Source organism: Mycolicibacterium austroafricanum (assembly GCF_902705885.1).
In the GTDB taxonomy this organism is placed as follows: Bacteria; Actinomycetota; Actinomycetes; order Mycobacteriales; family Mycobacteriaceae; genus Mycobacterium; species Mycobacterium vanbaalenii_A.
This window is the reverse complement of record NZ_CACSIP010000001.1, coordinates 19,317-43,830: the sequence shown is the minus strand read 5'-3', so window position 1 is coordinate 43,830 and position 24,514 is coordinate 19,317. Positions and strand designations below refer to the sequence as shown.

Here is a 24,514-nt window from a genome sequence, read left to right as displayed (position 1 = left end):
GCCTGACTCCTGCGTCGTCAGGCGACCTTGACGTCGACCTCGTGGATGCCCGCGCCGGACGGTGCAACGCTGGCATCGCCGTTGCCGGCCGACGACAGGGCGCGCAGCGTCCAGGTGCCGGGGGCGGCGAAGAACCGGAAGTCGCCGGTGGCCGAGGCGACAACCTCGGCGGTGAACTCGTCGGAGCTGTCCAGCAGACGCACGAACGCGCCGGCGACACCTTGACCCGAGCCGTCGACGACACGACCGGTGATCACCGTCTCCTTCTCGAGGTCAACGCTCGCCGGCAACGTCAGTCCTTGTTTCGGTGCAGAGCACATATCAACTTCCCAACTCGATCGGGGCACCCACCAGGGAGCCGTATTCAGTCCAACTGCCGTCGTAGTTCTTGACGTTCTTGTGTCCCAGCAACTCCTGCAGCACGAACCAGGTGTGCGACGAGCGCTCACCGATGCGGCAGTAGGCGATGGTCTCCTTCTCGCCGTCGAGTCCGGCCTCGGCGTAGAGCTTGGCGAGGTCCTCGTCGGACTTGAAGGTGCCGTCTTCGTTGGCGGCCTTGCTCCAGGGCACGTTGATGGCGCTGGGGACGTGGCCGGGACGCTGGCTCTGCTCCTGCGGGAGGTGCGCCGGGGCGAGGATCTTGCCCGAGAACTCGTCGGGGGATCGCACGTCGACCAGGTTCTTGGTTCCGATCGCGGCGATGACCTCGTCGCGGAAGGCGCGGATGGTGTTGTCGGGGTCCTTGGCGGTGTAGCTCGTCTGATCGCGGTTGACCGCATCGGTGGACAGCGGACGTGCGTCGAGTTCCCACTTCTTGCGGCCGCCGTCGAGCAGCTTGACGTCCTGGTGTCCGTACAGCTTGAAGTACCAGTACGCGTACGCGGCGAACCAGTTGTTGTTGCCGCCGTAGAGGATCACCGTGTCGTCGTTGGCGATGCCGCGCTCGGACAGCAGCTTGGAGAACTGCCCGGCGTCGACGAAGTCGCGCTTGACCTGATCCTGCAGATCGGTTTTCCAGTCGAGCTTCACCGCCCCCGGGATGTGACCGGTGTCGTAGGCGCTGGTGTCTTCGTCGACCTCGACGAAGACTGTCTTCGGCGCGTCGAGATTGCTCTCGGCCCAGTCGGCTGTGACCAGGACGTCGGAGCGTGCCATGTAGGAAATCCTTTCGGTTGCTTTTCAGGAAGCGGACAGTGCGGGGGTGGATCCACGCAGCTTCGTGCGAAGCCGCGCGCCGAGCGGATACAGCCGGGTGATGGTGATGGTGTTCGACATAGTTGTGCTCCTGTTGTTTCGATCGGCTGGACGCGGCAGGACCCGGGGCCCGCTCGCAGAGTGCGGCGCGAAAAAGAGTGCGCGGCTACTCAGCAGCTGCAACAACAACAGCAACAACCCGCGACGCGGCACAGATCGACTGCGCGGCGCTTGGTGAGCAAGAGCTCGAGGCGGGCTGACACGGGAGACAGCTTACCCAATGACAGGGTGATCAAGCCAACAGCGGTTCCAGGGCCGACCGCAGGTCAGAAGTGGTCGGCACCCCTGAGGTGCGGTAGCGCTGCCGGCCATCGGCATCGAAGACGAACGTCGTCGGCAGCGACAGGACCGAAAGCTTGCGCGCAGCCTCCGGATTGGCGTCCATGTCGATCTCCAGGTGGGAGACGGCGGGCAGGTCCGCACACACGTCATCGACCACTTTGCGCACGCTCACGCACGGCGCACACCACTGCGCGGTGAAATGCACGACGGTCGGTCCGGTCGTGGAAAGCCCCAGGTCGCTGGTGTCCATGTTGGCGATCTCCGCTTCGGCCGCCGCTCCTGCGGCGGCCAGGGCAGCGCGCAGCGTCAGCAGCTTGCTGATCACGAACGCCAGGCCGAACACCCCGATCAGCGCGGCGATGACCACTATCCAGGTCGGGCTCATGACAGCCTGAAGTCGTCGAGATCGATGGTCATGTCCTCGGCGATGCCCTCGATGATGACGTCGGAGCCACGGGCGCCCTCACTGGTGGGTGCGATGCCGAACGGGAGTTTCTGGCCGGGAAGGCTCGTGGAGAAGGCGGCCAGGACCTCGGGTAGGCGGTCCTCCGGCACCTCCTGATCGGCGGTCCCCGGTCCGGTCAGCACCCCGGTCGCGGTCATCACCAGCGTGGTGGCCTCGGGCCCGGTGATCGACAGGTCGACCGCGATGCTCACCTTCTGGTCGAATCCCGCCTTGGTCGGGGTGCCGGTGAAGACGAGCCCGCGGTTGCTCGAGATGCCGGACTCGGTGGTGCCGCCCGTGGAGTCGTTCGTTTCCACCGTGGGCGCCTCCACGAGCAGGTCGATCACCCCCAGATAGCGGCCGAGGTGAGTGGAATCGATGATGATCCGGCTCTCCACCTTGCCCACGTGCAGCGTCGCGTCGGGGGGGATCAGCCAGGAATTCTCGCCGAGGTCGATCGAATGAAGGGTCGCCTCCAGCGATTCCTTGCCGACGACAGGGTGATCAACACCACTCGCCTTGATCTCCACCTCGTCATAGTGGGCCCGCGCCGCCTGTGGTACGAACGGGAAACCCAGGATCGCCACCGACGGGTCCCAGTTCAGGTCCGCGGCACTGCGCACGCTCCTGGCCAGGCGATATTCAGCATAGATGGCAGCGCCGAAGTCCGCGCCGAGGGCGCCGACCAGCACCGCGGTCAGGGTCGCCAAGGCGCTGATGACGAGTTTGCGCACGCCGACATTGTTGCCCACCGCACGATGATGATCGGTTCGGCACCGCTTAACGGTAGGTGGCACGCTATCGTTATGGAACCATCGGTCGAGTAACGGCCGTGTGTCAGGCATGAATCTGGGAAGTCACCGCGCGACAAGGTTGTCCCGGCGAATGATCTCCACTGCTGTTGGAGGGCCAGTTGGATCTACTGCTACTGACGGTTGACCCACATCCCGAGTCGGTGCTGCCCTCGTTGTCGCTACTGGCTCACAACGTGCGCACGGCGCCTACCGAAGTGTCGTCGCTGCTCGAGGCCGGCACCGCGGATGTGGCGATCGTCGATGCGCGCACCGACTTGGCCGCCGCGCGCGGTCTGTGCCGGCTGCTGGGGACGACCGGATCGTCGGTCCCGGTGGTCGCGGTCGTCAACGAAGGTGGGCTCGTCGCCGTCAACGTCGAATGGGGTCTGGACGAGATCCTTCTGCCCAGCACCGGCCCCGCCGAGATCGACGCCCGGCTGAGGCTGCTCGTGGGGCGCCGTGGCGGGATGGCCAGCCAGGAGAACCAGGGCAAGATCAGCCTGGGCGAGCTCGTCATCGACGAAGGCACCTACACGGCGAGACTGCGGGGAAAACCGCTGGATCTCACCTACAAGGAATTCGAGCTGCTGAAGTACCTTGCTCAGCACGCCGGGCGGGTGTTCACCCGGGCCCAGCTCCTCCAGGAGGTGTGGGGGTACGACTTCTTCGGGGGCACCCGCACCGTCGACGTGCACGTGCGGCGACTGCGCGCGAAGCTCGGCACCGAATACGAATCGCTGATCGGCACCGTGCGCAACGTCGGTTACAAGGCGGTCCGGCCGGCGCGCGGTCGGTCGTCCACGGCTGAACCGGAAGTCCCTGACGATCTGGATGAACCGGAGGACGCTGACTACGGCCACATTCCGGATGGTGTGCCGACCCCCCTTGCCGACCACCTGCACAGTAAGTGAGCCGGACCGACTGGCGCCCGAAGCTGTCCGCCGCCGAGCAGCAGGCGGTGCGTGAGATCATCGCCGCCGCAACGGATTTTGATGCGGTGCCTCCGGTCGGGGAACAGGTCCTGCGGGAGTTGGCGCACGATCGCACCCAGCACCTGATCGCGGTCGACGAGGTGGGCGAAGTCACCGGCTATCTGAACCTGGCGCCGGAGATGGCCGAGCTGGTGGTGGCTCCGCGGGCCCGCAGGAAGGGAACCGGGACCGCACTGATCCGCGCGGCTCTGGACCGGACGCAGGGACGCGGCCGGTTCTGGGCGCACGGCACGCTGGCCGCCGCGGAAGCGACAGCGGCCGCGCTCGAATTGACCCCGGTCCGCCGGTTGCTGCAGATGCGGCGCCCGCTGCGGGACGTCCCGGACGCCGCCGTCCCCGACGGCGTGCAGATCCGTTCGTATGCCGGTCCGGCCGATGACGCCGAACTCCTGCGGGTGAACAACGCGGCGTTCTCCTGGCATCCCGAGCAGGGCGGCTGGACCGACGCGGAGATCGCCGAGCGCCGGGGTGAGGCATGGTTCGACCCTGACGGGTTGTTTCTGGCCTTCGATCGCACCGGCGAGCGATTGCTCGGGTTCCATTGGACCAAGGTGCATCTCGACAAGCCCGGTGTCGGCGAGGTGTATGTCGTCGGTGTTGACCCAGCAGCCCAGGGGATGGGTCTGGGGCGAACCCTCACCGTCGTGGGGATGGCATCACTGGCCCAGCGGCTGGCCGATGCGGACGAGCCCACCGTCATGCTCTACGTCGAATCCGACAACACCGCTGCGGTGCGCACCTACGAACGGCTCGGGTTCACCGTGTACAGCACCGACACGGCATACGCATCCGCTCCGTGAACCGGGGGATGGCTTGATGGTGGCGAGGTCGGTCGCGTTGTTCGTCGTCGCGGCCCTGTTCGAGATCGGCGGGGCCTGGCTGGTCTGGCAGGGAGTGCGGGAACATCGAGGCTGGATGTGGGTCGGGTTCGGGGTCTTGGCGTTGGGGGCGTACGGCTTCGTCGCGACGTTGCAACCCGATGCCCACTTCGGCCGCATCCTTGCCGCTTACGGCGGCGTGTTCGTCGCGGGCTCGTTGTTGTGGGGGGTGGCCCTCGACGGATTCCGGCCGGACCGGTGGGATGTCGTGGGTGCGCTGATCTGCCTGCTCGGGGTCGCGGTGATCATGTACGTGCCTCGCGCACACTGAACAGTGAACGCTGTCGGCCGACACCGGAAGCTCCCGCCAACAGCGCCGCCATCGCTGCGACAACACCGAGTACGACGAACATGGCGCCGTAGCCGCCGAGCAGACCGGCCAGGGCGGCGCCGATGAACGGGCCGAGGGCCGTGGTGATCATGACCGGTGCGGACAGGATCCCGCTCAGGTGGCCGTAATGGGTGATGCCCCAACGTTCGGTGACCGCCGTGGCCTGGAGCAGTGTCATCACCCCGCGCGCCACCCCGGCGGCGACGGCCACGACCACCAGAACCGCCAGCGAGGTGAATACCCCGATCAACACCGTCGTGACCGCCACCGCGGCCATGACGAGCACGGTGCGTGGCACCACGCTGACCCGGCGGACCAGCGTGCGGTAGCCGAGCCTGCCCAGCACCTGGCCCACGCCACCCAACCCCAGCGCGACCGCGGCCGCCCCCGTGCTGATGCCGCGCTGGTGCATCAACGGGACGAGGTTGACGATGACGGCGTAGGACGCGCAGGCCGCCATCGCGTACGCCACGGTCAGGACGACGAATGGACGACTGCGGGCCGTCGTCCCTGGCGACGCGACCGGATGTGAGTGATCGAGGTGGGGCCAGGTGCGGCGCAAGCCGAGGGCGTGCGCCGGAATCGTGACGACGGCCAGCACCCCGGCGAGGGCCAGATACGTGTTCCGCCAATCCATCTGGGAGGCGAGCACGGCGGTCAGCGGCGCGAACACCGTGCTGGCCAGCCCAGCCACCAACGTCAGGACCGTCAACGCGCCGACTGCCTGATGTCCGTACCAGCGCGTCAGCGCGGCGAAGGCCGGCGCGTAGAACACCCCGCTCATCGCGAGCCCGGCGACAACCCAGGCGGTGAGAAACCACCAGTAGTTGGGGGCGGTTGCGATCCCGCAGAGGGCTGCGGCGCCCAGCACCGACCCGGTGGTCATGACGCCGCGTGGTCCGTACCGGTCCAGCCAACGTCCGACGGCGATGCCGGCCACCGCTGAGACCACCAGGCCGGTGGAAAACGCTGCGGTGACCGCCGCGGCGGACCAACCGGTGTCGGCACTGATATCCGGCGACAGCACGGCGAATGCGTAGTAGAGCACCCCCCAGCTGGTGATCTCCGTGACACACAGGGTGAGCAACACAGCGCGCAGCCCCACACCGGGGGCTGCGGCCGTGCTCTCGCTCTGGACTTGCGTCACGCGTCAATCGGGTCGAGCTCCGACGACAGTGGCGACACGTCGGCTTGGGTGGGTCCGCCGCAGCCGCCCTGGTGCGCCTCGGCCGGTGCGTCGGGCAGGCCGGCGCCGGTGCACACGCCGGTTTCGGGCAGCACCAGTTCGACCCGGCCGGCACTGTCATGATCGCCGCTCAGTTCTGCTGCCACACTGCGCACCTGCTCATAGCCGGTCAACGCGAGGAAGGTGGGGGCTCGCCCGTATGACTTCATGCCGACCAGGAACAGTCCCGGCTCTTCCGGATGGGCGAGTTCGGCGGCGCCGTGCGGGGGAACGCTGCCGCAGGAATGCAGGTTGGGGTCGATCTCGGGTGCGAGCTTCAGCGGCGCCTGCAGGACGGGGTCCAGTTCCAGGCGAAGCTCCGACAGGAAGGACAGATCGGGCCGGAAACCGGTCAGCACGATGACCTGGTCGGCGGCGGACAGGGTTCGGCCGTCCTCGGCGATCAGGGTGGCCCGTCCGCTCTCCACAGCGATCCGTTCCGTGCGGAATCCGGTGACCATCTGCACAAGTCCCGCGTTCACCGCGGCGTGGACGCGGGTGCCCAGTGCGCCGCGTTGTGGCAGAGCGTCCGACTCTCCGCCGCCGAAGGTATCCCCGATGCTGCCGCGACGAAGGACCCAGGTCACCCGGGTCGCGGGGTGCTGCCGTGCCACTTCGGCGAGTTCGATGACCGCCGTCATCGCCGAATGGCCGCTGCCCACGACGATGACGTGTTGACCGGCCCGGGCTGCCGAGTTCTCGGGTGCAGGCGGGGTGTGGGTCACGACACCCGCCGACGCGGCCGCCGCCTCCCCGAGAGCTGGAAGTCCATCGGCGCCGGCAGGATTCGGTTGCGACCAGGTACCTGAGGCGTCGACGACCGCGCGGGCTGACAACGTCGACTCGTGTCCGTGGTGGTCGACGACGTGCACCACGAACGGTGCCTCGTCGCGGTCCTTGGTCAGCACGCGGTCGTGGCCCTGTCGCGACACTCCGGTGACCCTGGTGCGATAGCGCACGTGATCACCGAGCGCGTCGGCCAGTGGGGTCAGGTAGCCGCTGATCCACTCGCCGCCGGTGGGGTACCCCGTCGAGGGAGCGACCCAGCCGTGTCGTGCGAGCAACCGCGTGGCTGCGGCGTCCACGAGTTCCGGCCACGGGGAGAAGGTCCGAACGTGTGACCACTGGGCCACCGCGGCGCCGGGGCCGGTGCCCGACTCGAGAACCACGGGTTGCAGGCCCCGCTCCAATAGGTGAGCGGCCGCGGCCAGTCCCTGGGGGCCGGCCCCGATGACAACAACGGGCAGGTCGGACATCCTCACTCCTCGCATCGATGAACTTCAATCTATTGCACCATGCGTGATGCATCGAAGTTTGTCAATATGTGTGGCATGATCGTGTCATGAGCCGCTCAGTCACCCTCGAAGCTGTTGATGGAGTCGAGGCCTGTTGCTCGCCGTTGACCGGCGGAATCCTCGCCGACGCCGCAGCCGAGCAACTCGCCGGGGTCTTCAAGGCGATGGCCGATCCGGCCCGGGTCAAGCTGCTGTCGCTGATCGCCGCGAGCGAGGGTGGTGAGGCGTGCGTCTGTGACCTGACTGCTCCGCTGGGCCTCAGCCAGCCGACGGTGTCACACCACATGAAATTGCTCGTCGGAGCCGGGTTGATCGAGCGCGAACAACGCGGCAAGTGGGCGTACTACCGCGTCAACGACGACACCCTGGACCGGCTCGCCAGGGCGGTCGCGCCGGGATGATGACAGCGGTGTCGGTCATGGCGCGGCGGCTCGCGACCCGGTAAGCGCTTCCAGGGCGGGAATGCCGACGGGCTCGGCAGCCAACAGCGGCACCACCGCAACCCGCTGCGCGTGGCCGGATCGCACCTTGTCGATCTCGGGCAGTTCGGCGACAGCTCGCCGACGGAGCAGCGGTGACGTCGGCTGCGCGGCGGCCAGCGAGTTGTTGACCACCCAGGCCCACGGGCGGATCTGGGCGCGTTCGAGTTCCTCCTCGAGACCGGTGGCCTCGAGGACTGGCGTGGTTTCGGCCAGAGTGACGATGATGACTTTGGTGTGGTCAGGATCCTGTAGGCGCATCAGCGGAGTGGTGAACTGGCGGTCACCCAGTTGACGGGCGACCTCGCGGTGATACGAGCCGGTGGCATCCAATAGCAGCAGGGTGTGTCCGGTCGGTGCGGTATCAACAACGACGAACTTGTGTCGCGATTCCCCGATCACTCGCGAGAATGCTTGGAACACAGCGACTTCCTCAGTGCACGGCGAGCGGAGATCCTCTTCGAGCATCCTGCGTCCCTGGTCATCGAGTGCAGCTCCCTTCGTGGCGAGCACATGGTCGCGGTAGGCGCGGGTGGCCTCTGCCGGGTCGATGCTCGAGACGTGCAAGGTCTCCATCGAGCCGTGAATCATGTCGGTCAGGTGTCCCGCGGGGTCGGTGGTGGTCAGGTGCACCGGATGCCCACGGTCGGCCAGGGCGACGGCGATCGCCGCGGCGACGGTGGTCTTGCCGACACCACCCTTCCCCATGCACATGATCAAACCGTGCTCGGCGGCAGCGAGTTCGTCGATCAGTGCTGCCAGTGGGGCGTCCGCCAGGTCGAGGGCCGTCTCCTCGTCGGCGTCCGGTGTGCCCGCGGCCGAATCGAACAGCGATGCCAGCGCTTCCAATCCGACGATATTGGTGTCCTTGAGCTCGACCTGATCAAGGGGTAGCGAACGCAGTTCGCCGGGAAGGTCTGAGATGGCTTGCTGTTCACGCGCATGGAGCGCCGCGGCGAGCGGGTCGCAGTCTCCCGCGGAGGCGGGCAGCACGCCGTTGATCACGACGTACTGGTGGGTTAGGCCGATGACGGTCAGTTCGCGCTGAGTGCGGGCGATTTCGGCGAGCGCTGAGCGCTGGGCGCGGGCCACGAGCACGAGACGGGTGCGCTGCGGGTCTGCCAACGCTGCGACCGCGCCGGCGTAGAGGTCCCGCTGTTTGTCGAGTCCCGACAGCGGTCCCAGACACGACGCGTCGCCCTTGCCTGCGGTGAGGAAGTCTGTCCACGAGCCGGGCAATTGCAGCAACCGAATGGTGTGCCCGGTCGGTGCGGTGTCGAACAGCACATGATCGAACTGGCCGACCGGACCATCGGAATCGGTGAGCAGTTCCGTGAATTCGTTGAAGGAGGCGATCTCGGTGGTGCAGGAGCCGGAGAGTTGTTCGGTGATCGACCTGAGCTCGTCGTCGGGCAACAATCCGCGCACGGGGCCGACGATGCGTTCCCGGTAGGCCTCAGCCGCCTGGTCGGGGTCGATCTCGAGGGCGGAAAGCCCTTCGACTGCGGGGATGGCGGTGATGGTGTTGCCGATCGTGATCCCGAAGACCTGGCCCACGTTGGACGCCGGGTCGGTGCTGACCAGCAGAACGTTTCTGCCGCGGCCGGTCAGGTGGATCGCGGCGGCGCATGCGATGGAGGTCTTGCCGACCCCGCCCTTGCCGGTGAAGAACAGAAACCGCGGCGCGGTATCAAGGAACTTCACGGGTTCTGGCAGCAGCCGGTGGTGCTGGAACCGTCGCTGCTGCAGCAGCTGTCCTCGGCGGTCGTGGTGTCGAGCAGGTTCATGTCGGCAGCCGGTTCGACGCCGGCCCAGGCGGCGAGCTGGGCTCGATCGGGGTATCGGCCGGTCATCGCGGTGACGCCGTCGACCAAGATCAACGGCAACCCGCCGGATCCCGCGACGTGAAGAAAAGCCCGCACCGTGTCGTTCTCCGCAAAGGTCTGCGGCTCGCTCGCCAGGTTGTAGCGGGAGACGTCGCCGCCGCGGCTGCAGACGAAATCCAGGTCCGCAGAGAACATCACCAGCTGCTGGTCCACGTCCTCGCCGCAGACGCCGGTGGCGCAACACAGCGCGGGTTCGAATACTTCGACCTTGCTCATGGGACCGTCTCTTTCAGTTGGGCTAGAAGCTCGGTGACCCGGACCGCGATATCGTCGCGCACCAGGCGCATCCGATCGATGCCGTCGATGCCACGCTCAGATGGTTCGTCGGTGTCCCAGTTCTGGAATTCGGTGCCGGGCACCGGTTCCAGCTGAGCCTCTCGTCCCAGGATCACGACCACGTCGACATCCCGAACAATTTGTGGATCAACCAGTGTCGGTGTTTCGCCGCTGATGTCGACACCGACTTCGCGCAGGCTGTCCGCCGACAGCGCATTGACCGACGCTCCCGGTTTGGTCCCTGCGGAATGCACGTCCACCGTGTCGCCGGCGAGCTGGCGCATCAGCCCCGCAGCCATCTGCGACTTACCGCCGTTCTTCACGCAGACGAACAGCACGGACGGCCGGTGCGTCACGGTTTCGTCTCGATCACGGTGGAATCACGTTGCGCGAAGCGCCCTCTGAGCGCCAGCGACACGTACACCAGAGCCACCAACACGGGCACTTCGATCAGCGGACCGACGACCCCGGCCAGGGCCTGCCCGGAGGTCACCCCGAAGGTGGCAATGGCGACCGCGATCGCCAACTCGAAGTTGTTGCCGGCGGCGGTGAACGCAAGAGTGGTCGTGCGGTCGTAGCCCAAACCGATCACGGCACCGAGGACGAAGCCACCGCCCCACATGATGGCGAAGTAGGCCAGCAGCGGCAGCGCGATCCGTGCGACGTCCCACGGGCTGGAGATGATCTGGTCGCCTTGCAGCGCAAAGAGAATCACGATGGTGAACAGCAATCCGTAGAGCGCCCACGGCCCGATCCTGGGCAGGAACGTGCTCTCGTACCACTCGCGACCCTTGGCCTTCTCGCCGAACCGCCGGGTCAGGTATCCGGCCAGCAGTGGAATCCCGAGGAAGATGAGCACCGACTTGGCGATCTGCCACACCGAGGTGTCGATCGTGGTCTGCTCGAGTCCGAGCCAACCCGGCAGCACCGAAAGATAGAACCAGCCCAGGACCGCGAACATGAACACCTGGAACACCGAGTTGATCGCGACGAGCACGGCGGCGGCCTCCCGGTCACCACATGCCAGATCGTTCCAGATGATCACCATCGCGATGCAGCGGGCGAGGCCGACGATGATCAGGCCGGTGCGGTACTCCGGCAGGTCCGGAAGCATCAGCCACGCCAACGCGAACATCAACGCCGGACCGAACACCCAGTTCAGCACCAGTGACGACACCAGCAGTCTGCGGTCACCAGTAACGGTGTCGAGTCGGTCGTAGCGGACCTTGGCCAGTACCGGGTACATCATGACGAGCAGGCCGATGGCGATGGGGAGCGAAACCCCGTCGAACTCCACTGCACTCAACGCCTCGCCGAGACCGGGGATCATTCGGCCGAATAGCAACCCCGCGACCATGGCCAAGCCGATCCACAGCGGCAACAGCCGATCCAGGGTGGAGAGCTTCTTGACCACTGCGGGATGGTCGGCGGTGGTGGGGGTGCTCATCGCACAATCTCCTCGATGCAGGCGTCAGATGTTGTCGGGATTCCGCCTTCGATCTGGAGAATCATCGAAAGCTGGTGCAGCGCTTCGGGAATGGCCCGGTAGTAGACCCAGGAGCCGCGTCGTTCGCTATCCAGGATTCCGGCGGACCTAAGCACCTTGAGATGGTGGGAAATCGTCGGTTGGGACAGGTCGAACGTTGCGGAGATGTCGCACACACACGCTTCGCCACCCGGATGGCTGGCGATCAGGCTCAGCAGGCGTAACCGGACCGGGTCGCCGAGAGCTTTGAACATCCGGGCAAGAGGTACGCAGGCGGTTTCGTCGAGTGCTGTTCGGCCGATGGACTCGTCGGCGCGCAGAAGAGATGACTTCGACATTTGTCTATATTGACAGATATCTAACCCATGGACAAACTGCGCGCCGTCGAAACCGGTCAGCCGAGGACGGGGACGTCGAGTTCGGCGAGCAGTCTGCGCACACGTTCCTCGATGTCGTCGCGGATCGGCCTGACGTCCTCCACGCTCTGGCCGGCCGGATCGTCGAGCTTCCATTCTTCGTAGCGAAGCCCGGGGAACACCGGGCAGGCGTCGCCGCAACCCATCGTGATGATCACATCGGCCGCGCGCACGATCTCATCGGTCCACGGCTTCGGGTACTCGCGGGAGATGTCGATGCCGCGCTCGGCCATGGCCGCGACCGCCGCCGGGTTGACCTCGTTGCCGGGTTCGGAGCCACCGGACCACGCGACGGCGGCGTCACCCGCCATCTGAGTGAAGAAGCCCATCGCCATCTGCGACCGTCCGGCGTTGTGGGTGCAGAGGAACAGTACGGTCGGCTTGCCGTCGTGGTGCTTGCCCTCGACCTTGGCCAAGGCTCGAAGGCGTTGCCGGGCAAAACGTTCGGCGAGTAGTGGAAGGAAGTTCGGGACGCTTGCGCGACCGGCAAACTGGTCGTAGGACGAATGCAGGAAGCGTTCTATGGTCTCGACACCGTAGATGCCGTCGAACTCCTTCTCCAACTGGGTCGCCGCAGACTTCATCGCCAGTTTCTGGTCGATGGACAGGTCGCGTCGCAAGTGCGGATGGGCGGCTGGGGCGAGGTGGTCGGTCATGGCGGTTCTCCTTGTCAGGCGGTCTTCAACATGGGCGCGAGATGGTGAATTCGTTCGGTGAGGTCGTGGACGGCCGCATCAAAGGCACCGGCCCGCTCGGTACGGGTGGGGTCGGCGACCGACCAGTGCAGGCGGGTGAGTTCAGCGGGTAGCTCCTCGTGGGCGTTGTCGCAGACTGCGACGACGAGATCGCCGACTGCCAGCACGTCACCGAGATAACGCGGGATCTGCGGGCGCAGGTGTAGGTGGTGGCGGCGGGCGGCGGACAGCGCCCCGGGATGGATCTGCGTGGCTGGGTGAGTGCCGGCGGAGGTGGCGGGCACTTCGCTGCGCCGGTTCCAGATGGCTGCGGCGAGTTGGCTGCGAGCGGAGTTCTGCGTGCACACGAACACCACGCGATCGGCCCGCTGGTGTCCGGTTGGCACCAGCGCCTCCAGGACGGCGTGGTCGAGGCGCAGGTAGGTGCGGCGGCCGTCGGCTTCCGAGCGGCTCTGTCGGACGAGCCGGCTCTTCTTGAGCACACCCAGATGATGGGCCAGCAGGTTTGACGGGATGCCCAGGACAGCGCTCAGTTCCGACGGGGAAGCATCCGCCACCATCAGATGATCGACGATTGCCAGCCTGGCGGGGTCGGCGAGCGCCGCAAAAACAACAGCGCGATCCGCCGCACTCGAATTCAGCTCAACAGACATTGACTCAATAGTTACTGAGTCAAATTGGTCAGGTCAACCCCTGTGGCGAGATCGTCGTCTCACCCCCGATGCCGGTTCATCTCTCGTTCACCATCCGTAGGGCGCTGATTCACGGGCAGCCCTTAGGTTCACAGCCGAGCAGCGAGAGTTCTGCTCGACGCGACGTGCGTCTCCCCGTATCCCGTCTTTGAAGGAGCTTCGTGAAGGCCAAACGAACTGGTGCCGCGCTCGGCGTGCTTGCCGCCGGCACCCTGTTGCTGTCAGCGTGCGGTAGTGACAACAACACGACCGCCTCGGACTCGGGCGACACCGGATCTGCTCCCGCGGGGGAATGCGGTGGCAAGGAGTCACTGAAGGCCAGTGGCTCGTCCGCACAGGCCAACGCGATGACCCGCTTCATCAACGCCTACGAGCAGGACTGCCCCGGCTACACGCTGGACTACACCTCCAGCGGGTCCGGTGCCGGGGTCTCTGAGTTCCTCGGCGGGCAGACCGACTTCGGTGGGTCGGACTCGCCGCTGAACGCGGAGAAGGGTGAGGTCGAGCGGGCCGCGGAGCGTTGCGGTGGCAGTGAGGCGTGGAACCTGCCTGCTGTCTTCGGCCCGATCGCGATCACCTACAACCTCGAGGGTGCGGACAACCTCGTCCTCGACGGACCCACCCTGGCCAAGATCTTCAACGGCACCGTCGCCACCTGGGACGCGCCGGAGATCGCCGCATTGAACGAGGGCGCCAGTCTGCCCGCCGAACCGATCACTGTGCTCTTCCGCAGCGACGAGTCGGGCACCACCGACAACTTCCAGCAGTACCTGGATGCGGCGTCCGAGGGCGCATGGGGCAAGGGTGCAGGCAAGTCGTTCGCCGGCGGCGTCGGCGAGGGCGCGAAGGGCAACGAGGGTACCTCGGCGGCGATCGCGAGCACGCCGGGTTCCATCACCTACAACGAATGGTCGTTCGCCAAGGCGCAGAACCTGGCCATCGCCGACATCGTCACCTCGGCAGGACCGGAGCCGGTCGAGCTGAGCGTGGAGACGGCGGGCAAGGCCATCGACGGCGTCAAGTTCAAGGGCGAGGGTAACGACCTGGTGCTCGACACCACGTCGTTTTACATGCCCACCGAGCCGGGTTCGTATCCGATCGTGCTTGCCGCATACGAGATCGTGTGCTCGCAGTACCCGGATCCCGAGGTGGCCACCGCGGTCAAGGCGTTCATGCACTCGGCGCTGGGCAACGGGCAGAACGGGCTCGAGGAGAACGGCTACATCCCGGTGCCCGAGGCGTTCAAGACGCGCCTGACCGAGGCTGTTGACGCCATCAACGCGACAACCTAGGTAGACATCCACACCCATGGCAGTCACACCACCTGACTCGACCGCTGTGGGCTCGTCGCCAACTACGGCGAGCCCACAGCAGATCGGGGATACTCCCGAGATGCCCACCAAACCTGCGACCGGGTCGGCGTTGAGGCGGGGCGATGGACGCTGGGGCGATACCGTTTTCAAGTCCCTCGCGGTCGCCGCCGGCGCCACCATCATCGGCGCGATCGCGCTGATGGCGCTCTTCCTGATCATCAAGGCGATCCCGTCGCTGCAGGCCAACGAGGCCAACTTCCTCACCAGTACCGAGTTCGTCACCAACGACTCCGACAATCTGCGCTTCGGCATCCGCGACCTCTTCCAGGTCACCGTGCTCAGCTCGCTGTTCGCGCTGGTGATCGCCGTTCCGGTCGCCGTCGGGATCGCGGCGTTCCTGACCAATTACGCGCCGAAGCAGTTGGCGCGGCCGTTCGCCATGCTGGTCGACCTGCTCGCCGCGGTGCCGTCGATCGTGTTCGGTCTCTGGGGGATCTTCGTACTCGCGCCCTGGCTCACCCCGGTCGCGACGGTCCTCAACGACAATCTCGGATGGTTCTTCCTGTTCTCTGACGGCAACGTGTCGCTAGCGGGTGGCGGAACCATCTTCACCGCGGGCATCGTGCTGGCGGTGATGATCCTGCCGATCATCACCTCGGTGACCCGCGAAGTGTTTGCTCTCACCCCACGGGGCCACGTCGAGGCTGCGCAGGCTCTCGGCGCGACCAAGTGGGAAGTCGTGCGGATGACGGTCTTCCCGTACGGCCGCAGCGGCATGATCGCGGCGTCCATGCTCGGTCTGGGACGTGCGCTCGGTGAGACCATCGCCATCCTGATCATCCTGCGCACCGCCGCGCAGGCCGGGACATGGTCACTGTTCGACGGCGGGTACACGTTCGCCTCGAAAATTGCTTCTGCGGCAGCGGAGTTCAGCGCACCACTGCCCACCGGGGCATACATCGCCGCCGGCTTCGTGCTCTTCGCGCTGACATTCGTCGTCAACGCGCTGGCCCGGGCCGCGGCCGGCGGAAGGGTCAGCGGAGGATGACGGCAACACTCGACCACGCGGTGAAAGGGCCCACCTTTCACCCGGTCAGCACCAGTCGAAAGCTCAAGAATCGGATCGCCACCGCACTGTTCACCGCGGCGTTCGTGCTGGCGATGATCCCGTTGGTCTGGCTCATCTACACCGTGGTCGCCAAGGGCATCACCGCGGTCCTCTCGTCGACATGGTGGACCAACTCGCTATCCGGAGTGTTGCCGGAGCAGATGGCCGGCGGTGTCTACCACGCGATCTACGGCACCCTGATCCAAGCGGCGATCGCCGCGCTCCTCTCGGTGCCGTTGGGCGTCATGGCCGCGGTGTACCTGGTCGAATACGGCGGGGGCCGGCTCGCGAAGGTCACCACGTTCATGGTCGACATCCTCGCCGGGGTGCCCTCGATCGTGGCAGCGCTCTTCATCTTCGCGCTGTGGATCGCGACCCTCGGATTCGAGCAGAGCGCCTTCGCGGTGTCCCTGGCCCTGGTGCTGCTGATGCTTCCGGTGGTGGTCCGCAACACCGAGGAAATGCTGAAACTCGTCCCTGACGAACTGCGAGAAGCGTCGTACGCGTTGGGGATTCCGAAGTGGAAGACCATCGTGCGGGTCGTCGTGCCCACGGCGTTGCCGGGAATGATCAGCGGCATCCTGCTCGCACTCGCCCGGGTGATGGGCGAGACAGCGCCGGTACTGGTGCTCGTCGGCTACAGCAGGTCGATCAACTTCGACGCCTTCGAAGGCAACATGGCGTCGCTGCCACTGCTGATCTTCACCGAGCTCGTCAATCCGGAAGCGGCCGGCGTCCTGCGGGTCTGGGGCGCCGCGTTGACCCTGATCGCAATCATCGCGGCGCTTTACCTCGGCGCTGCATTCATCAACCGATACCTGACGCGGAACCGAGTTTAGGAGCCTCATGGCCAAGCGACTGGATCTCAAAGATCTGAACATCTACTACGGCTCGTTCCACGCCGTCGCCGATGTGGGGCTGTCGGTGCTGCCGCGCAGCGTCACGGCGTTCATCGGCCCCTCGGGCTGCGGCAAGTCGACCGTGTTGCGCACCCTCAACCGGATGCACGAAGTGCTGCCCGGTGCCCGGGTCGAGGGATCGGTACTACTGGACGGCGAGGACATCTACGCCTCGGGTATCGACCCGGTGAGCGTCCGCAAGACCATCGGCATGGTTTTCCAGCGACCGAATCCGTTCCCTACCATGTCAATTCGAGACAACGTGGTAGCTGGACTGAAGCTTCAGGGTGGTCGCAACAAGAAGACCCTGGACGAGGTGGCCGAGCGTTCCCTCAAGGGTGCCAACCTGTGGAATGAGGTCAAGGACCGACTCGACAAGCCCGGCGGCGGTCTGTCCGGTGGTCAGCAGCAACGGCTGTGCATCGCACGGGCGATTGCCGTGCAGCCCGATGTGCTGTTGATGGACGAGCCGTGCTCGGCGCTCGACCCGATCTCCACGCTGGCGATCGAGGACCTGATCTCAGAGCTCAAGCAGGATTTCACGATCGTCATCGTCACGCACAACATGCAGCAGGCGGCCCGGGTCAGCGATCAGACCGCGTTCTTCAACCTCGAGGCCACCGGCAAGCCGGGTCGGCTTGTCGAGATCGACGAAACCGAGAAGATCTTCTCCAACCCCACCCAGAAGGCCACTGAGGATTACATCTCCGGCCGATTCGGATAGCCCGCCCGCAGGCGAGACCGCGTGACGACGCAGTCCGCCTGACGACAACGGCCCTACACAATTGTGTAGGGCCGTTTGCGTTGTGGTGGTCAGCGCGACGCAGGTAGCTCGGTGTCCTCGGGCGTGCTGCCGGTGACCTGGAAGATCACGCGGCGAGCCACCTCGACGGCGTGATCGGCGAAGCGCTCGTAGAAGCGGCCGAGCAACGTCACATCGACGGCGGCGGCGACCCCGTGCTTCCATTCGCGGTCCATCAACACGGTGAACAGGTGCCGGTGCAGATCGTCCATCGCATCGTCTTCTTCGCGGATCCGGGCGGCCTTTTCCGGATCGCGGGTGATCAACACCTCTTGCGCGCTGCGGCCGAGTTCCACTGCCACCCTGCCCATTTCGGCGAAGTATCCGTTGACCTCTTCGGGCAGCGCGTGCTGGGGGTGGCGCCGGCGGGCGATCTTGGCGACGTGCAGTGCGAGCGCGCCCATCCGGTCGACATCGGCGACGATCTGGATCGAGCTGACGATGGCGCGCAGGTCACCGGCCACCGGGGCCTGCAGAGCGAGAAGGACAAACGCGCTCTCCTCGGCGCGGATGCTGATCGCGGCGATCTGATCGTGGTCGGTGATGACCTGCTCGGCCAGCGCGAGGTCGGCCTGCAGTAGGGCCTGAGTGGCGCGCTCCATGGCCGCCCCCGCCAGCCCGCACATCTCGCCAAGCTGGCTGGTCAAGGCATCCAATTGCTCGTGGTACGCGGTTCGCATGGAGCAAGCCTACGGGCTGACCGCCTCGAACGTCACGAACTGGTCGGTGAACGAAAGGTGAATGCCACCTGCCCAAACGGCATCATTCGCAGGTGGTGTCGGCAGCATTGGTGACCGACAGGTCCTCCGGGAGCTCCGAGGCTGCGTCAGCGGAACCCCGGATGACGTGAACCTGCACCGACGATCCGCTGGGTGCGGGGGCGTCGACCGACTGGAAGTCACTGCCAAGGACCACCTGCACCACGTCGGCCATACCGGTCACGCGTTCGATTGTGGGGTTGGCGAACGACGAGGCGACGGTCGCGGCGGCTTCTTCGTTACCCGAGGAAAAGAACACCGTGGTCTGCGATAGCGGACCGGGATAGTCGTCGGGGGTGGTGACGTTGAAGCCGTGCACCTGCAGCGCGTCGGCGGCAGTGGCCGCGAGCCCGCTCTCGGCCGTCGAGTTCGACACCTGCACGGTGACCGCCTCGGGGTTGGTGGCCACGGCGGTCACGAGCTCGCCCTGTCCGGAGGGGTCATCGGTGTGCGGGACAGCTTCACCGGAGGCCGAGTTGATCAGCGACTCCGGCGTGCCGGGCACCGGTGTGTTGTCGGCGTTGCGCTCCTCGGGCAGCGGATCATCGTTGATGATCGCGCTGAACAGGGCGCGCATGTCATCGGTGCGGGGCACCTCGTTGCCCCACTCGTCGGCATAGCCGACGGTGGGCACGGTGACGAACGTGATGCGGCCCGCGGAGACGCCCTGCACGGACTGGCCGAGATCGACGAGGTCTTTGGTGTCCAGGTTGTCGACGTAGCTGTCGCCGATGAACATGTTGACGACGTTGTTGAGCTTCGACAGCGAGAAGAACGTCTCCTTGGAGATCAACGAACGCAGCAGCGACGACAGGAACAGCTGCTGTCGCTTGATCCGGCCGTAGTCGCCGTTGTTCTCGGTGGTCACCTGGCGCGCGCGAACGTAGTTCAGTGCGGTGTGGCCGTCGACCATCTGGCGGCCGGCGACGGGCAGTACCGTGCCGAGTTCGTAGTCCTCCAACGGTGCGGTGGTGCACACCTCGACCCCGCCGAGGGCGTCGACCATCTTGGAGAATCCGGCGAAATCGACTGCCATGAAACGGTTCACGTGCAGGCCCGACATCTTCTGGATCACCTTGACCAGACACTTGGGCCCACCGACGGCGAACGCCGAGTTCAGCTTGTACTCGGTGTAGGCGGTCTCCATGCCGTACATCGGCGATTCTTCGTCGGTGATCGGGCCGTACTCGCGGGTCTGGGGATCCCACGGCTCGCACTCCATCGGGTCGATCTCGAGGTCCCGCGGGAACGACACGGCCACAACACGTTCCCGGTTGGCGGGGATGTTGACCAGCATGATCGTGTCCGACCGGGAGCCGGCCGCGTCCTCGGTGGTTCCGGCGCCCATCTCGAGGTTTTCACCGAACCGGCTGTCGACACCGACGATGAGGAAGTTCTCGTCGCCGAACTGCGCATTGGGGTCGACGATGTCGCGGGAGTCCGGGTCCAGTGCCGAGACCCGGTTGAGCGAGTTGTTCTTCGACGACTGCCATTGCCAGGCGCCGCCGGTCAACACCAGTGCGAGCACCGCGACCAGCGCCGCCGCGACCCGCCCCACGAGCACGGCGCGGTGGTGGTCGGGTTTCGGCGGATCGCGGCGGACCGGAACCCGCGGTCCGGTCAGGTCCGGGAGTTCCGATGTGGGCAGCGCCGTGACGGGCAGGACGGTGGTGTCCAGGTCGTCCAGCTCGGGATACGGTTCGGCGTCGGGCACCGGTTCGGCGCGGTGCCGTTTGGGCTCCGAGGCAGGGGCGCCACCGTTGATCTTGGCGATCAGGTCGGCGACGGTGACGGGTTCGGGAGGGGGGCCTTCGGCGGAACGACGGTCGGTTGTCCGTTCCCACGGCGCGCCGTCTGGCGATGGCCGCCGTGATCGGGTAAGCCAGTCACCGTCGGTTGTGTCAGTCCCGTCGTCGCCGGGGAGGGGACGGCCAGGAGTGGCGTTACCGCCGTCACTCATGTTCGTACCGGCCTTCCAGCTCCCTACGGCCCCCACGGTGCGTGCGTCGTTGCGCATCAGTACCCGGGTGAGGACTGCCTGCTATCTGTTTAGAGCACTTACCCCGCCTCCGCCACCGGAGCAGAGTAATCGGACACCCATCGTACTGAGACAACCTGAGAGACAGCTAGTCGGACTAAGGTGTCAGTACCGTCTCGATCCGGCCAGCTCAGCCGCCCGAGTTCATCACATCCGCGGCGGCGGGCACCATGCAGTCGTCTGGGTCGTCGAGCCAGCCCTCGGGCAGCGTCACTGACGCCGGGGAACCCTGGCGGCCCCGCGGACCGCCGGCGGCGGGCGGGAACGGAACCTCCGGATCCAACTGCTCCAACAGGTCGTCGAGCTCTGAAATCGTCTTGACCAGTGCCAATGACCGGCGAAGGTCGGCTCCTGCGGGGAACCCGTGCAGGTACCACGCCACATGCTTGCGGATGTCCCGCATTCCCTTGTCCTCTCCGAAATGTGCAACGAGAAGCTCGCCGTGCCGACGGATGATCTGGGCGACCTCGCCCAGCGTCGGCGGGGTCGCCGGGGCCGTTCCGGTGAATGCCGCGGACAGCTCGGCGAACAACCACGGCCGCCCCAGGCAGCCACGGCCGATCACGACACCGTCGCAACCCGTCGCGGCCATCATGGCCAGCGCGTCTCGGGCGTCGAAGATATCACCGTTGCCCAGGACCGGAATGTCGGTGACATGGGCCTTCAGCGCGGCGATCTGCGTCCAGTCGGCCGTGCCGGAATAGCGCTGCGCGGCGGTGCGGGCGTGCAGAGCAACCGCCGCCGCCCCTTCCTGTGCCGCGATCGCCCCGGCGTCGAGGTGGGTGTGATGGTCGTCGTCGATGCCGATCCGGAACTTCACGGTGACCGGAATCTCGGTCCCCTCGGTCGCTTTGACGGCGGCCCGGACGATCTGACCGAACAGCCGCCGCTTGAACGGCAACGCGGCACCGCCGCCGCGGCGGGTGACCTTCGGCACCGGGCAGCCGAAGTTCATGTCGATGTGGTCGGCCAGTCCCTCGTCGGCGATCATCTTGGCCGCCGAATAAGTGTGCTCCGGGTCGACGGTGTAGAGCTGCAGTGACCGCGGCGATTCGTCGGGCGCGAACGTGGTCATGTGCATCGTGACCGGGTGCCGTTCGACCAGGGCACGGGCGGTCACCATCTCGCAGACGTACAGCCCGCTCACGGTGCCGGCGCGGGCCAGTTCGAGTTCACGGCACAACGTCCGGAATGCGACATTCGTCACGCCGGCCATGGGGGCGAGCACCACGGGACTGCGCAGCGCGATCGGCCCGATCTGCAACGCAGATCGGGCCGTCCGTTGGTCGATGCTGGCGGTCAACTGCCTGCGGAGGTTCCGACCAGCTGGGCTTTCGCGGCCTTCTTCTCGGCCATCTGAGCCAGCCGCTCCTCGCGACGCTGCTTGGCGATCTCGAACTTGTCGACCGACTCCTGCAGCTCCTCGACGAGGACGCCGAGGTCGTCGCGCATCCGGGCGCTCTCGCCGTTGAAGTCCTCGCGTTCGAAGATGCGCCACTTCTTGAGGACCGGCATCACGATGTCATCGAGGTGGATGCGCGGGTCGTAGACACCGCCGGAGGCGATGGTGACCGCCCGGCGCCGGAAGTCGGGAATGGTGTACCCGGGCATCTTGAAGTTGCGCAGCACCTTGTGCAGCGACTTCATCGCCTGGTTGGGGGCGATCTCGAAGCCCGCCTCGGACACGTCACGGTAGAAGATCATGTGCAGGTTCTCGTCGGCCGAGACCCGCTGCAACAACTGGTCGGCGATGGGTTCCTCGCACGCTCTACCGGTGTTGCGGTGCGAGACGCGGGTGGCGAGCTCCTGGAACGTCACGTAGATCACCGAGTCGAACAGGCTGTCGGCGAACAGGTCGGCCTCGATCTGATCGTTCTGGCCGGGGCTGAACCCGCGGGTCATCTGCTCGATGCGCAGCTGCTCGAGTTCGACGGGGTCGACGGCACGGGTGACGACCAGATAGTCGCGCAGCGCGATGCCGTGCCGGTTCTCCTCGGCGGTCCAGCGGTTCACCCAGAAGCCCCACGGGCCGTCCATGCTGAAGTTCATCGCGATCTCGCGGTGGTAGGACGGCAGGTTGTCCTCGGTGAGCAGGTTCACCAGCATCGCGACGCGGGCGACCTCGGAGAGCTGGGTCTGCTCGGGGTCCCAGTCCTGGCCGCCGAGCGCGTAGTAGTTCTTGCCATCAGACCACGGGATGTAGTCGTGGGGGTTCCAGTCCTTGCGCATCCGCATATGGCGGTTGACATTCTGCTCGACGACTGGCTCGAGTTCGGTCAACAGCTGCAGGTCGGTCAGGTCTTTCGACACGACACCTCCCAGTTATCTGTACCTGATGGTTGCACTCAATATATCTGTGTAAACGGGTGACATTCAAGCCACCACGCCAAGGCTCACACCCAGGTCGGCGGGCTGATCAGGTCGCAGCCCTGCTGAGCAGTAGCTCAACACAGTGGTCGATGAACTGTTCTCTGGTCGTGGCCAACCTGCCGTCGAGGTAAGCCGTGAACAGTGCACTGAGTGCCCCGATCAGGCCGGTGGCAACCATCGCCTGGACGGTGGGGTCGGTGATGCGGGTCAGCTTCTGCTGCAGCAGATCGATGAAATTGGGCATCCACTCGGCGCCCGAACGCGCCAGCACCGGTTCCACTTCCGGCGCGAGCAGCAGCACCCGGCCGCGGGCCGGGTCGTCGACCATCAGCGCGACGAACTGCTCGACGGCGTCGCGGGGGCTGTCGGCCTTCAGCAGCGTGGCCATCGCGGTGTTGCACACGTCGTCGTACACCGCACCCACGTAGTCGTCGCGGTCGGTGAAGCTCTCGTAGAAGTAGCGCTCGGTCAGTCCGGCGGCGCGACATGCGGCGCGCACGGTCAGTCGCGGTCCGCCCGGGCTGCCCAGTAGGCCGATGCCCGCGGTGATCAGTGCGCCGCGGCGAAGTATCTGGCGGTCCTGCAGCGGAACGCCCGACCATCGGCCGCGTCGTTGACCGGACGCCACATCACTCCTAGACTCTGTTGACAACGTTTGTAGTCAAAATGCTCGTGGCGACGTGACACGTTCAGGGGAAGGTCACCAGTGACTCAAGATACGTCCGAGACGTGCCCGGTGACCAGCCGATCTGACCCGGCACCCGAGTCGGTGGCAGTGGGCTGCCCGGTTGCGCCGGGGGGTTATGACTCGCCGCCGGTTCCGCTCGGGCCGGACTCGCTGACATGGAAGTACTTCGGTCAGTGGACCGGGATGCTGCAGGGCCCGTGGGCGGGGTCGATGCAGAACATGCACCCGCAACTGGGCGCTGCGGTGCAGCAGCACTCGATCTTCTTCCTTGAGCGGATGCCGCGGCTGTTCCGGTCGGTCTACCCGATCGGCGGCGTGGTGTTCGACGGGGAACGCGCGCCGCGGACCGGAGCCGAGGTGCGTGACTATCACATCGGGATCAAGGGGGTCGACGATCAGGGCCGCCGGTACAGCGCGCTGAACCCCGAGGTCTTCTACTGGGCACACGCGACGTTCTTCAAGTCGACGCTGCTGGCCGCGGAGTGGCTGGGCGGCGGCCTGACCGACGCGCAGAGGCGTCAGCTCTTCGACGAGCACGTCACCTGGTATCGGATGTACGGGATGAGCATGCGGCCGGTCCCGGAGACCTGGGAGGACTTCCAGCAGTACTGGGATCACATGTGCCACGACGTCCTGGAGAACAACTGGGCCGCGCGGGCCGTGCTGGACCTGTCGGCGATGCCCAAGCATCCGTCGCTGGAGTGGATGCCGAACTGGCTGTGGCGGCTGAACGTGGCTGCGATGCAGCGGTTCTTCAACTTCACCACCGTCGGGCTGTTCGATCCGGCGGTGCGGGAGCTGATGGGCTACAGCTGGTCGCCCCGCCAGGAGCGGCTGCACCGGCTGTTCGGTCGGGCGGTGTACCTGGGCACCAGGCTGCTGCCCAGGAGGATGTTGATGCATCCGCGGAAGCGCTCGGCCTGGGACCGCGCGCACGGTCGGGTGCCGGTCGACGCGCCACTGGTGGAGACCCCGGCGCGCAATCTGCCGCCGGTGGAATACCGGGACAACCCGCACTACTACAGCCCCAAGGTCTGACTCGTCAGGCTGCGCCACGGCCGTCGTTGAGGCTGCGCTGACGGCGGGTGTTACTCGCACTTCTCCGTCCTGAC

General features: G+C 66.1%; 28 protein-coding genes. 9 read left to right on the top strand and 19 right to left on the bottom strand.

All coding sequences use genetic code 11. The features are described from left to right. Positions 1-17 precede the first annotated feature (17 nt). From BEMPMBAN_RS00250 to lmeA, 5 genes are all read right to left on the bottom strand, one after another. Entirely contained in the window at positions 18-320 is a 303-nt protein-coding gene (locus BEMPMBAN_RS00250) for a DUF1416 domain-containing protein (RefSeq protein ID WP_159228423.1), read from the bottom strand. A 1-nt stretch (position 321) separates the two neighbouring features. Then, on the bottom strand, positions 322-1,155 hold the full coding sequence (locus tag BEMPMBAN_RS00245) for a sulfurtransferase (protein WP_159228422.1): 834 nt from the start codon (positions 1,153-1,155) through the stop codon (positions 322-324). Positions 1,156-1,364: 209 nt separating this feature from the next. Beyond that, positions 1,365-1,457, bottom strand: coding sequence for an Ms5788A family Cys-rich leader peptide (locus BEMPMBAN_RS33060; protein ID WP_353961945.1), 93 nt, complete (start codon positions 1,455-1,457; stop codon positions 1,365-1,367). A 29-nt stretch (positions 1,458-1,486) separates the two neighbouring features. Beyond that, the gene (locus BEMPMBAN_RS00240) at positions 1,487-1,921 is read right to left on the bottom strand and encodes a thioredoxin family protein (RefSeq protein WP_159228421.1); all 435 of its coding nucleotides are present in this window, start codon (positions 1,919-1,921) and stop codon (positions 1,487-1,489) included. Continuing rightward, positions 1,918-2,733, bottom strand: a complete 816-nt coding sequence (lmeA, locus tag BEMPMBAN_RS00235) for a mannan chain length control protein LmeA (protein WP_234897239.1) — start codon at positions 2,731-2,733, stop codon at positions 1,918-1,920. The genes BEMPMBAN_RS00240 and lmeA overlap by 4 nt, the downstream gene beginning before the upstream one ends. A 161-nt stretch (positions 2,734-2,894) precedes the next feature. On the opposite strand from lmeA, the gene BEMPMBAN_RS00230 reads away from it, so the two are divergent. Genes BEMPMBAN_RS00230 through BEMPMBAN_RS00220 form a run of 3 tightly spaced genes read left to right on the top strand, consistent with a single transcriptional unit; the run spans position 2,895 to position 4,916 of the window. After that, positions 2,895-3,686, top strand: coding sequence for a winged helix-turn-helix transcriptional regulator (locus tag BEMPMBAN_RS00230; protein ID WP_159228419.1), 792 nt, complete (start codon positions 2,895-2,897; stop codon positions 3,684-3,686). After that, on the top strand, positions 3,683-4,567 hold the full coding sequence (mshD, locus tag BEMPMBAN_RS00225; protein WP_159228418.1) for a mycothiol synthase: 885 nt from the start codon (positions 3,683-3,685) through the stop codon (positions 4,565-4,567). The genes BEMPMBAN_RS00230 and mshD overlap by 4 nt, the downstream gene beginning before the upstream one ends. A gap of 16 nt (positions 4,568-4,583) precedes the next feature. Beyond that, positions 4,584-4,916: a YnfA family protein gene (locus BEMPMBAN_RS00220; RefSeq protein ID WP_234897238.1), complete on the top strand. Its 333-nt coding sequence runs from the start codon at positions 4,584-4,586 to the stop codon at positions 4,914-4,916. Here the strand turns inward: BEMPMBAN_RS00220 and BEMPMBAN_RS00215 are convergent. Both BEMPMBAN_RS00215 and BEMPMBAN_RS00210 read right to left on the bottom strand, forming a co-directional pair. Further along, positions 4,891-6,123: an MFS transporter gene (locus BEMPMBAN_RS00215; protein ID WP_159228416.1), complete on the bottom strand. Its 1,233-nt coding sequence runs from the start codon at positions 6,121-6,123 to the stop codon at positions 4,891-4,893. The genes BEMPMBAN_RS00220 and BEMPMBAN_RS00215 overlap by 26 nt on opposite strands. Next, complete coding sequence (locus tag BEMPMBAN_RS00210) at positions 6,120-7,457, bottom strand: NAD(P)-binding domain-containing protein (protein ID WP_159228415.1); 1,338 nt, start codon at positions 7,455-7,457, stop codon at positions 6,120-6,122. Before BEMPMBAN_RS00210 ends, BEMPMBAN_RS00215 begins: the two co-directional genes overlap by 4 nt. Positions 7,458-7,543: 86 nt before the next feature. Here BEMPMBAN_RS00210 and BEMPMBAN_RS00205 point away from each other — a divergent pair, with 86 nt between their 5' ends. Beyond that, complete coding sequence (locus tag BEMPMBAN_RS00205) at positions 7,544-7,897, top strand: ArsR/SmtB family transcription factor (protein WP_159228414.1); 354 nt, start codon at positions 7,544-7,546, stop codon at positions 7,895-7,897. A gap of 15 nt (positions 7,898-7,912) precedes the next feature. Here the strand turns inward: BEMPMBAN_RS00205 and arsA are convergent, their stop codons facing one another. The 7 genes from arsA to BEMPMBAN_RS00170 are packed head-to-tail and all read right to left on the bottom strand — an operon-like array spanning position 7,913 to position 13,387. Further along, positions 7,913-9,679 (bottom strand): arsenical pump-driving ATPase, encoded by a 1,767-nt coding sequence (gene arsA, locus BEMPMBAN_RS00200; protein WP_159228413.1) that lies wholly within the window; start codon positions 9,677-9,679, stop codon positions 7,913-7,915. Then, positions 9,676-10,077 carry an arsenite efflux transporter metallochaperone ArsD gene (arsD, locus tag BEMPMBAN_RS00195; RefSeq protein ID WP_159228412.1) on the bottom strand — a complete coding sequence of 134 codons (402 nt, stop codon included), beginning with the start codon at positions 10,075-10,077 and terminating at the stop codon, positions 9,676-9,678. Before arsD ends, arsA begins: the two co-directional genes overlap by 4 nt. Further along, complete coding sequence (locus BEMPMBAN_RS00190) at positions 10,074-10,493, bottom strand: arsenate-mycothiol transferase ArsC (protein WP_272952196.1); 420 nt, start codon at positions 10,491-10,493, stop codon at positions 10,074-10,076. Before BEMPMBAN_RS00190 ends, arsD begins: the two co-directional genes overlap by 4 nt. Next, complete coding sequence (gene arsB, locus BEMPMBAN_RS00185; protein ID WP_159228411.1) at positions 10,490-11,584, bottom strand: ACR3 family arsenite efflux transporter; 1,095 nt, start codon at positions 11,582-11,584, stop codon at positions 10,490-10,492. The genes BEMPMBAN_RS00190 and arsB overlap by 4 nt, the downstream gene beginning before the upstream one ends. Beyond that, complete coding sequence (locus BEMPMBAN_RS00180; RefSeq protein WP_159228410.1) at positions 11,581-11,961, bottom strand: ArsR/SmtB family transcription factor; 381 nt, start codon at positions 11,959-11,961, stop codon at positions 11,581-11,583. The genes arsB and BEMPMBAN_RS00180 overlap by 4 nt, the downstream gene beginning before the upstream one ends. Before the next feature lie 56 nt (positions 11,962-12,017). Beyond that, positions 12,018-12,695: an arsenate reductase ArsC gene (locus BEMPMBAN_RS00175; protein WP_159228409.1), complete on the bottom strand. Its 678-nt coding sequence runs from the start codon at positions 12,693-12,695 to the stop codon at positions 12,018-12,020. Positions 12,696-12,709: 14 nt separating this feature from the next. Then, positions 12,710-13,387, bottom strand: coding sequence for an arsenate reductase/protein-tyrosine-phosphatase family protein (locus BEMPMBAN_RS00170; RefSeq protein ID WP_159228408.1), 678 nt, complete (start codon positions 13,385-13,387; stop codon positions 12,710-12,712). Positions 13,388-13,587: 200 nt separating this feature from the next. Between BEMPMBAN_RS00170 and pstS the strand changes: the two genes are divergently transcribed. The 4 genes from pstS (at position 13,588) to pstB (ending at position 17,470) form a co-directional block, all read left to right on the top strand. Further along, positions 13,588-14,718 carry a phosphate ABC transporter substrate-binding protein PstS gene (gene pstS / locus BEMPMBAN_RS00165; RefSeq protein ID WP_159228407.1) on the top strand — a complete coding sequence of 377 codons (1,131 nt, stop codon included), beginning with the start codon at positions 13,588-13,590 and terminating at the stop codon, positions 14,716-14,718. Between the two features lie 100 nt (positions 14,719-14,818). Then, complete coding sequence (gene pstC / locus BEMPMBAN_RS00160; protein ID WP_159228406.1) at positions 14,819-15,787, top strand: phosphate ABC transporter permease subunit PstC; 969 nt, start codon at positions 14,819-14,821, stop codon at positions 15,785-15,787. Continuing rightward, positions 15,784-16,686 (top strand): phosphate ABC transporter permease PstA, encoded by a 903-nt coding sequence (gene pstA, locus BEMPMBAN_RS00155; protein ID WP_159228405.1) that lies wholly within the window; start codon positions 15,784-15,786, stop codon positions 16,684-16,686. The genes pstC and pstA overlap by 4 nt, the downstream gene beginning before the upstream one ends. 7 nt (positions 16,687-16,693) lie before the next feature. Beyond that, positions 16,694-17,470 (top strand): phosphate ABC transporter ATP-binding protein PstB, encoded by a 777-nt coding sequence (gene pstB, locus BEMPMBAN_RS00150; protein WP_159228404.1) that lies wholly within the window; start codon positions 16,694-16,696, stop codon positions 17,468-17,470. 89 nt (positions 17,471-17,559) lie between these two features. Here the strand turns inward: pstB and phoU are convergent, their stop codons facing one another. From phoU to BEMPMBAN_RS00125, 5 genes are all read right to left on the bottom strand, one after another. Continuing rightward, positions 17,560-18,228, bottom strand: coding sequence for a phosphate signaling complex protein PhoU (gene phoU / locus BEMPMBAN_RS00145; protein ID WP_159228403.1), 669 nt, complete (start codon positions 18,226-18,228; stop codon positions 17,560-17,562). An 82-nt stretch (positions 18,229-18,310) separates the two neighbouring features. Continuing rightward, entirely contained in the window at positions 18,311-20,266 is a 1,956-nt protein-coding gene (locus BEMPMBAN_RS00140) for an LCP family protein (protein WP_159228402.1), read from the bottom strand. Positions 20,267-20,474: 208 nt separating this feature from the next. Next, positions 20,475-21,608, bottom strand: a complete 1,134-nt coding sequence (gene dusB / locus BEMPMBAN_RS00135) for a tRNA dihydrouridine synthase DusB (protein WP_159228789.1) — start codon at positions 21,606-21,608, stop codon at positions 20,475-20,477. Positions 21,609-21,643: 35 nt separating this feature from the next. After that, the gene (locus BEMPMBAN_RS00130) at positions 21,644-22,654 is read right to left on the bottom strand and encodes an acyl-ACP desaturase (protein ID WP_159228401.1); all 1,011 of its coding nucleotides are present in this window, start codon (positions 22,652-22,654) and stop codon (positions 21,644-21,646) included. Positions 22,655-22,760: 106 nt separating this feature from the next. Then, a complete protein-coding gene (locus BEMPMBAN_RS00125) occupies positions 22,761-23,342 on the bottom strand; it encodes a TetR/AcrR family transcriptional regulator (RefSeq protein WP_159228400.1) in 582 nt (193 codons plus the stop codon). Between the two features lie 78 nt (positions 23,343-23,420). On the opposite strand from BEMPMBAN_RS00125, the gene BEMPMBAN_RS00120 reads away from it, so the two are divergent. Beyond that, positions 23,421-24,440, top strand: coding sequence for an oxygenase MpaB family protein (locus BEMPMBAN_RS00120; RefSeq protein ID WP_159228399.1), 1,020 nt, complete (start codon positions 23,421-23,423; stop codon positions 24,438-24,440). Positions 24,441-24,514: the final 74 nt, after the last annotated feature.

Bases quoted from the DNA above. Each gene is read 5' to 3' on its own strand.
- BEMPMBAN_RS00250 (WP_159228423.1), bottom strand. From the start codon at position 320: ATGTGCTCTGCACCGAAACAAGGACTGACGTTGCCGGCGAGCGTTGAC.
- BEMPMBAN_RS00245 (WP_159228422.1), bottom strand. From the start codon at position 1,155: ATGGCACGCTCCGACGTCCTGGTCACAGCCGACTGGGCCGAGAGCAAT.
- BEMPMBAN_RS00240 (WP_159228421.1), bottom strand. From the start codon at position 1,921: ATGAGCCCGACCTGGATAGTGGTCATCGCCGCGCTGATCGGGGTGTTC.
- BEMPMBAN_RS00220 (WP_234897238.1), top strand. From the start codon at position 4,584: ATGGTGGCGAGGTCGGTCGCGTTGTTCGTCGTCGCGGCCCTGTTCGAG.
- BEMPMBAN_RS00210 (WP_159228415.1), bottom strand. From the start codon at position 7,457: ATGTCCGACCTGCCCGTTGTTGTCATCGGGGCCGGCCCCCAGGGACTG.
- BEMPMBAN_RS00205 (WP_159228414.1), top strand. From the start codon at position 7,544: ATGAGCCGCTCAGTCACCCTCGAAGCTGTTGATGGAGTCGAGGCCTGT.
- arsD (WP_159228412.1), bottom strand. From the start codon at position 10,077: ATGAGCAAGGTCGAAGTATTCGAACCCGCGCTGTGTTGCGCCACCGGC.
- arsB (WP_159228411.1), bottom strand. From the start codon at position 11,584: ATGAGCACCCCCACCACCGCCGACCATCCCGCAGTGGTCAAGAAGCTC.
- BEMPMBAN_RS00180 (WP_159228410.1), bottom strand. From the start codon at position 11,961: ATGTCGAAGTCATCTCTTCTGCGCGCCGACGAGTCCATCGGCCGAACA.
- BEMPMBAN_RS00175 (WP_159228409.1), bottom strand. From the start codon at position 12,695: ATGACCGACCACCTCGCCCCAGCCGCCCATCCGCACTTGCGACGCGAC.
- BEMPMBAN_RS00170 (WP_159228408.1), bottom strand. From the start codon at position 13,387: ATGTCTGTTGAGCTGAATTCGAGTGCGGCGGATCGCGCTGTTGTTTTT.
- pstC (WP_159228406.1), top strand. From the start codon at position 14,819: ATGCCCACCAAACCTGCGACCGGGTCGGCGTTGAGGCGGGGCGATGGA.
- pstA (WP_159228405.1), top strand. From the start codon at position 15,784: ATGACGGCAACACTCGACCACGCGGTGAAAGGGCCCACCTTTCACCCG.
- pstB (WP_159228404.1), top strand. From the start codon at position 16,694: ATGGCCAAGCGACTGGATCTCAAAGATCTGAACATCTACTACGGCTCG.
- phoU (WP_159228403.1), bottom strand. From the start codon at position 18,228: ATGCGAACCGCGTACCACGAGCAATTGGATGCCTTGACCAGCCAGCTT.
- BEMPMBAN_RS00140 (WP_159228402.1), bottom strand. From the start codon at position 20,266: ATGAGTGACGGCGGTAACGCCACTCCTGGCCGTCCCCTCCCCGGCGAC.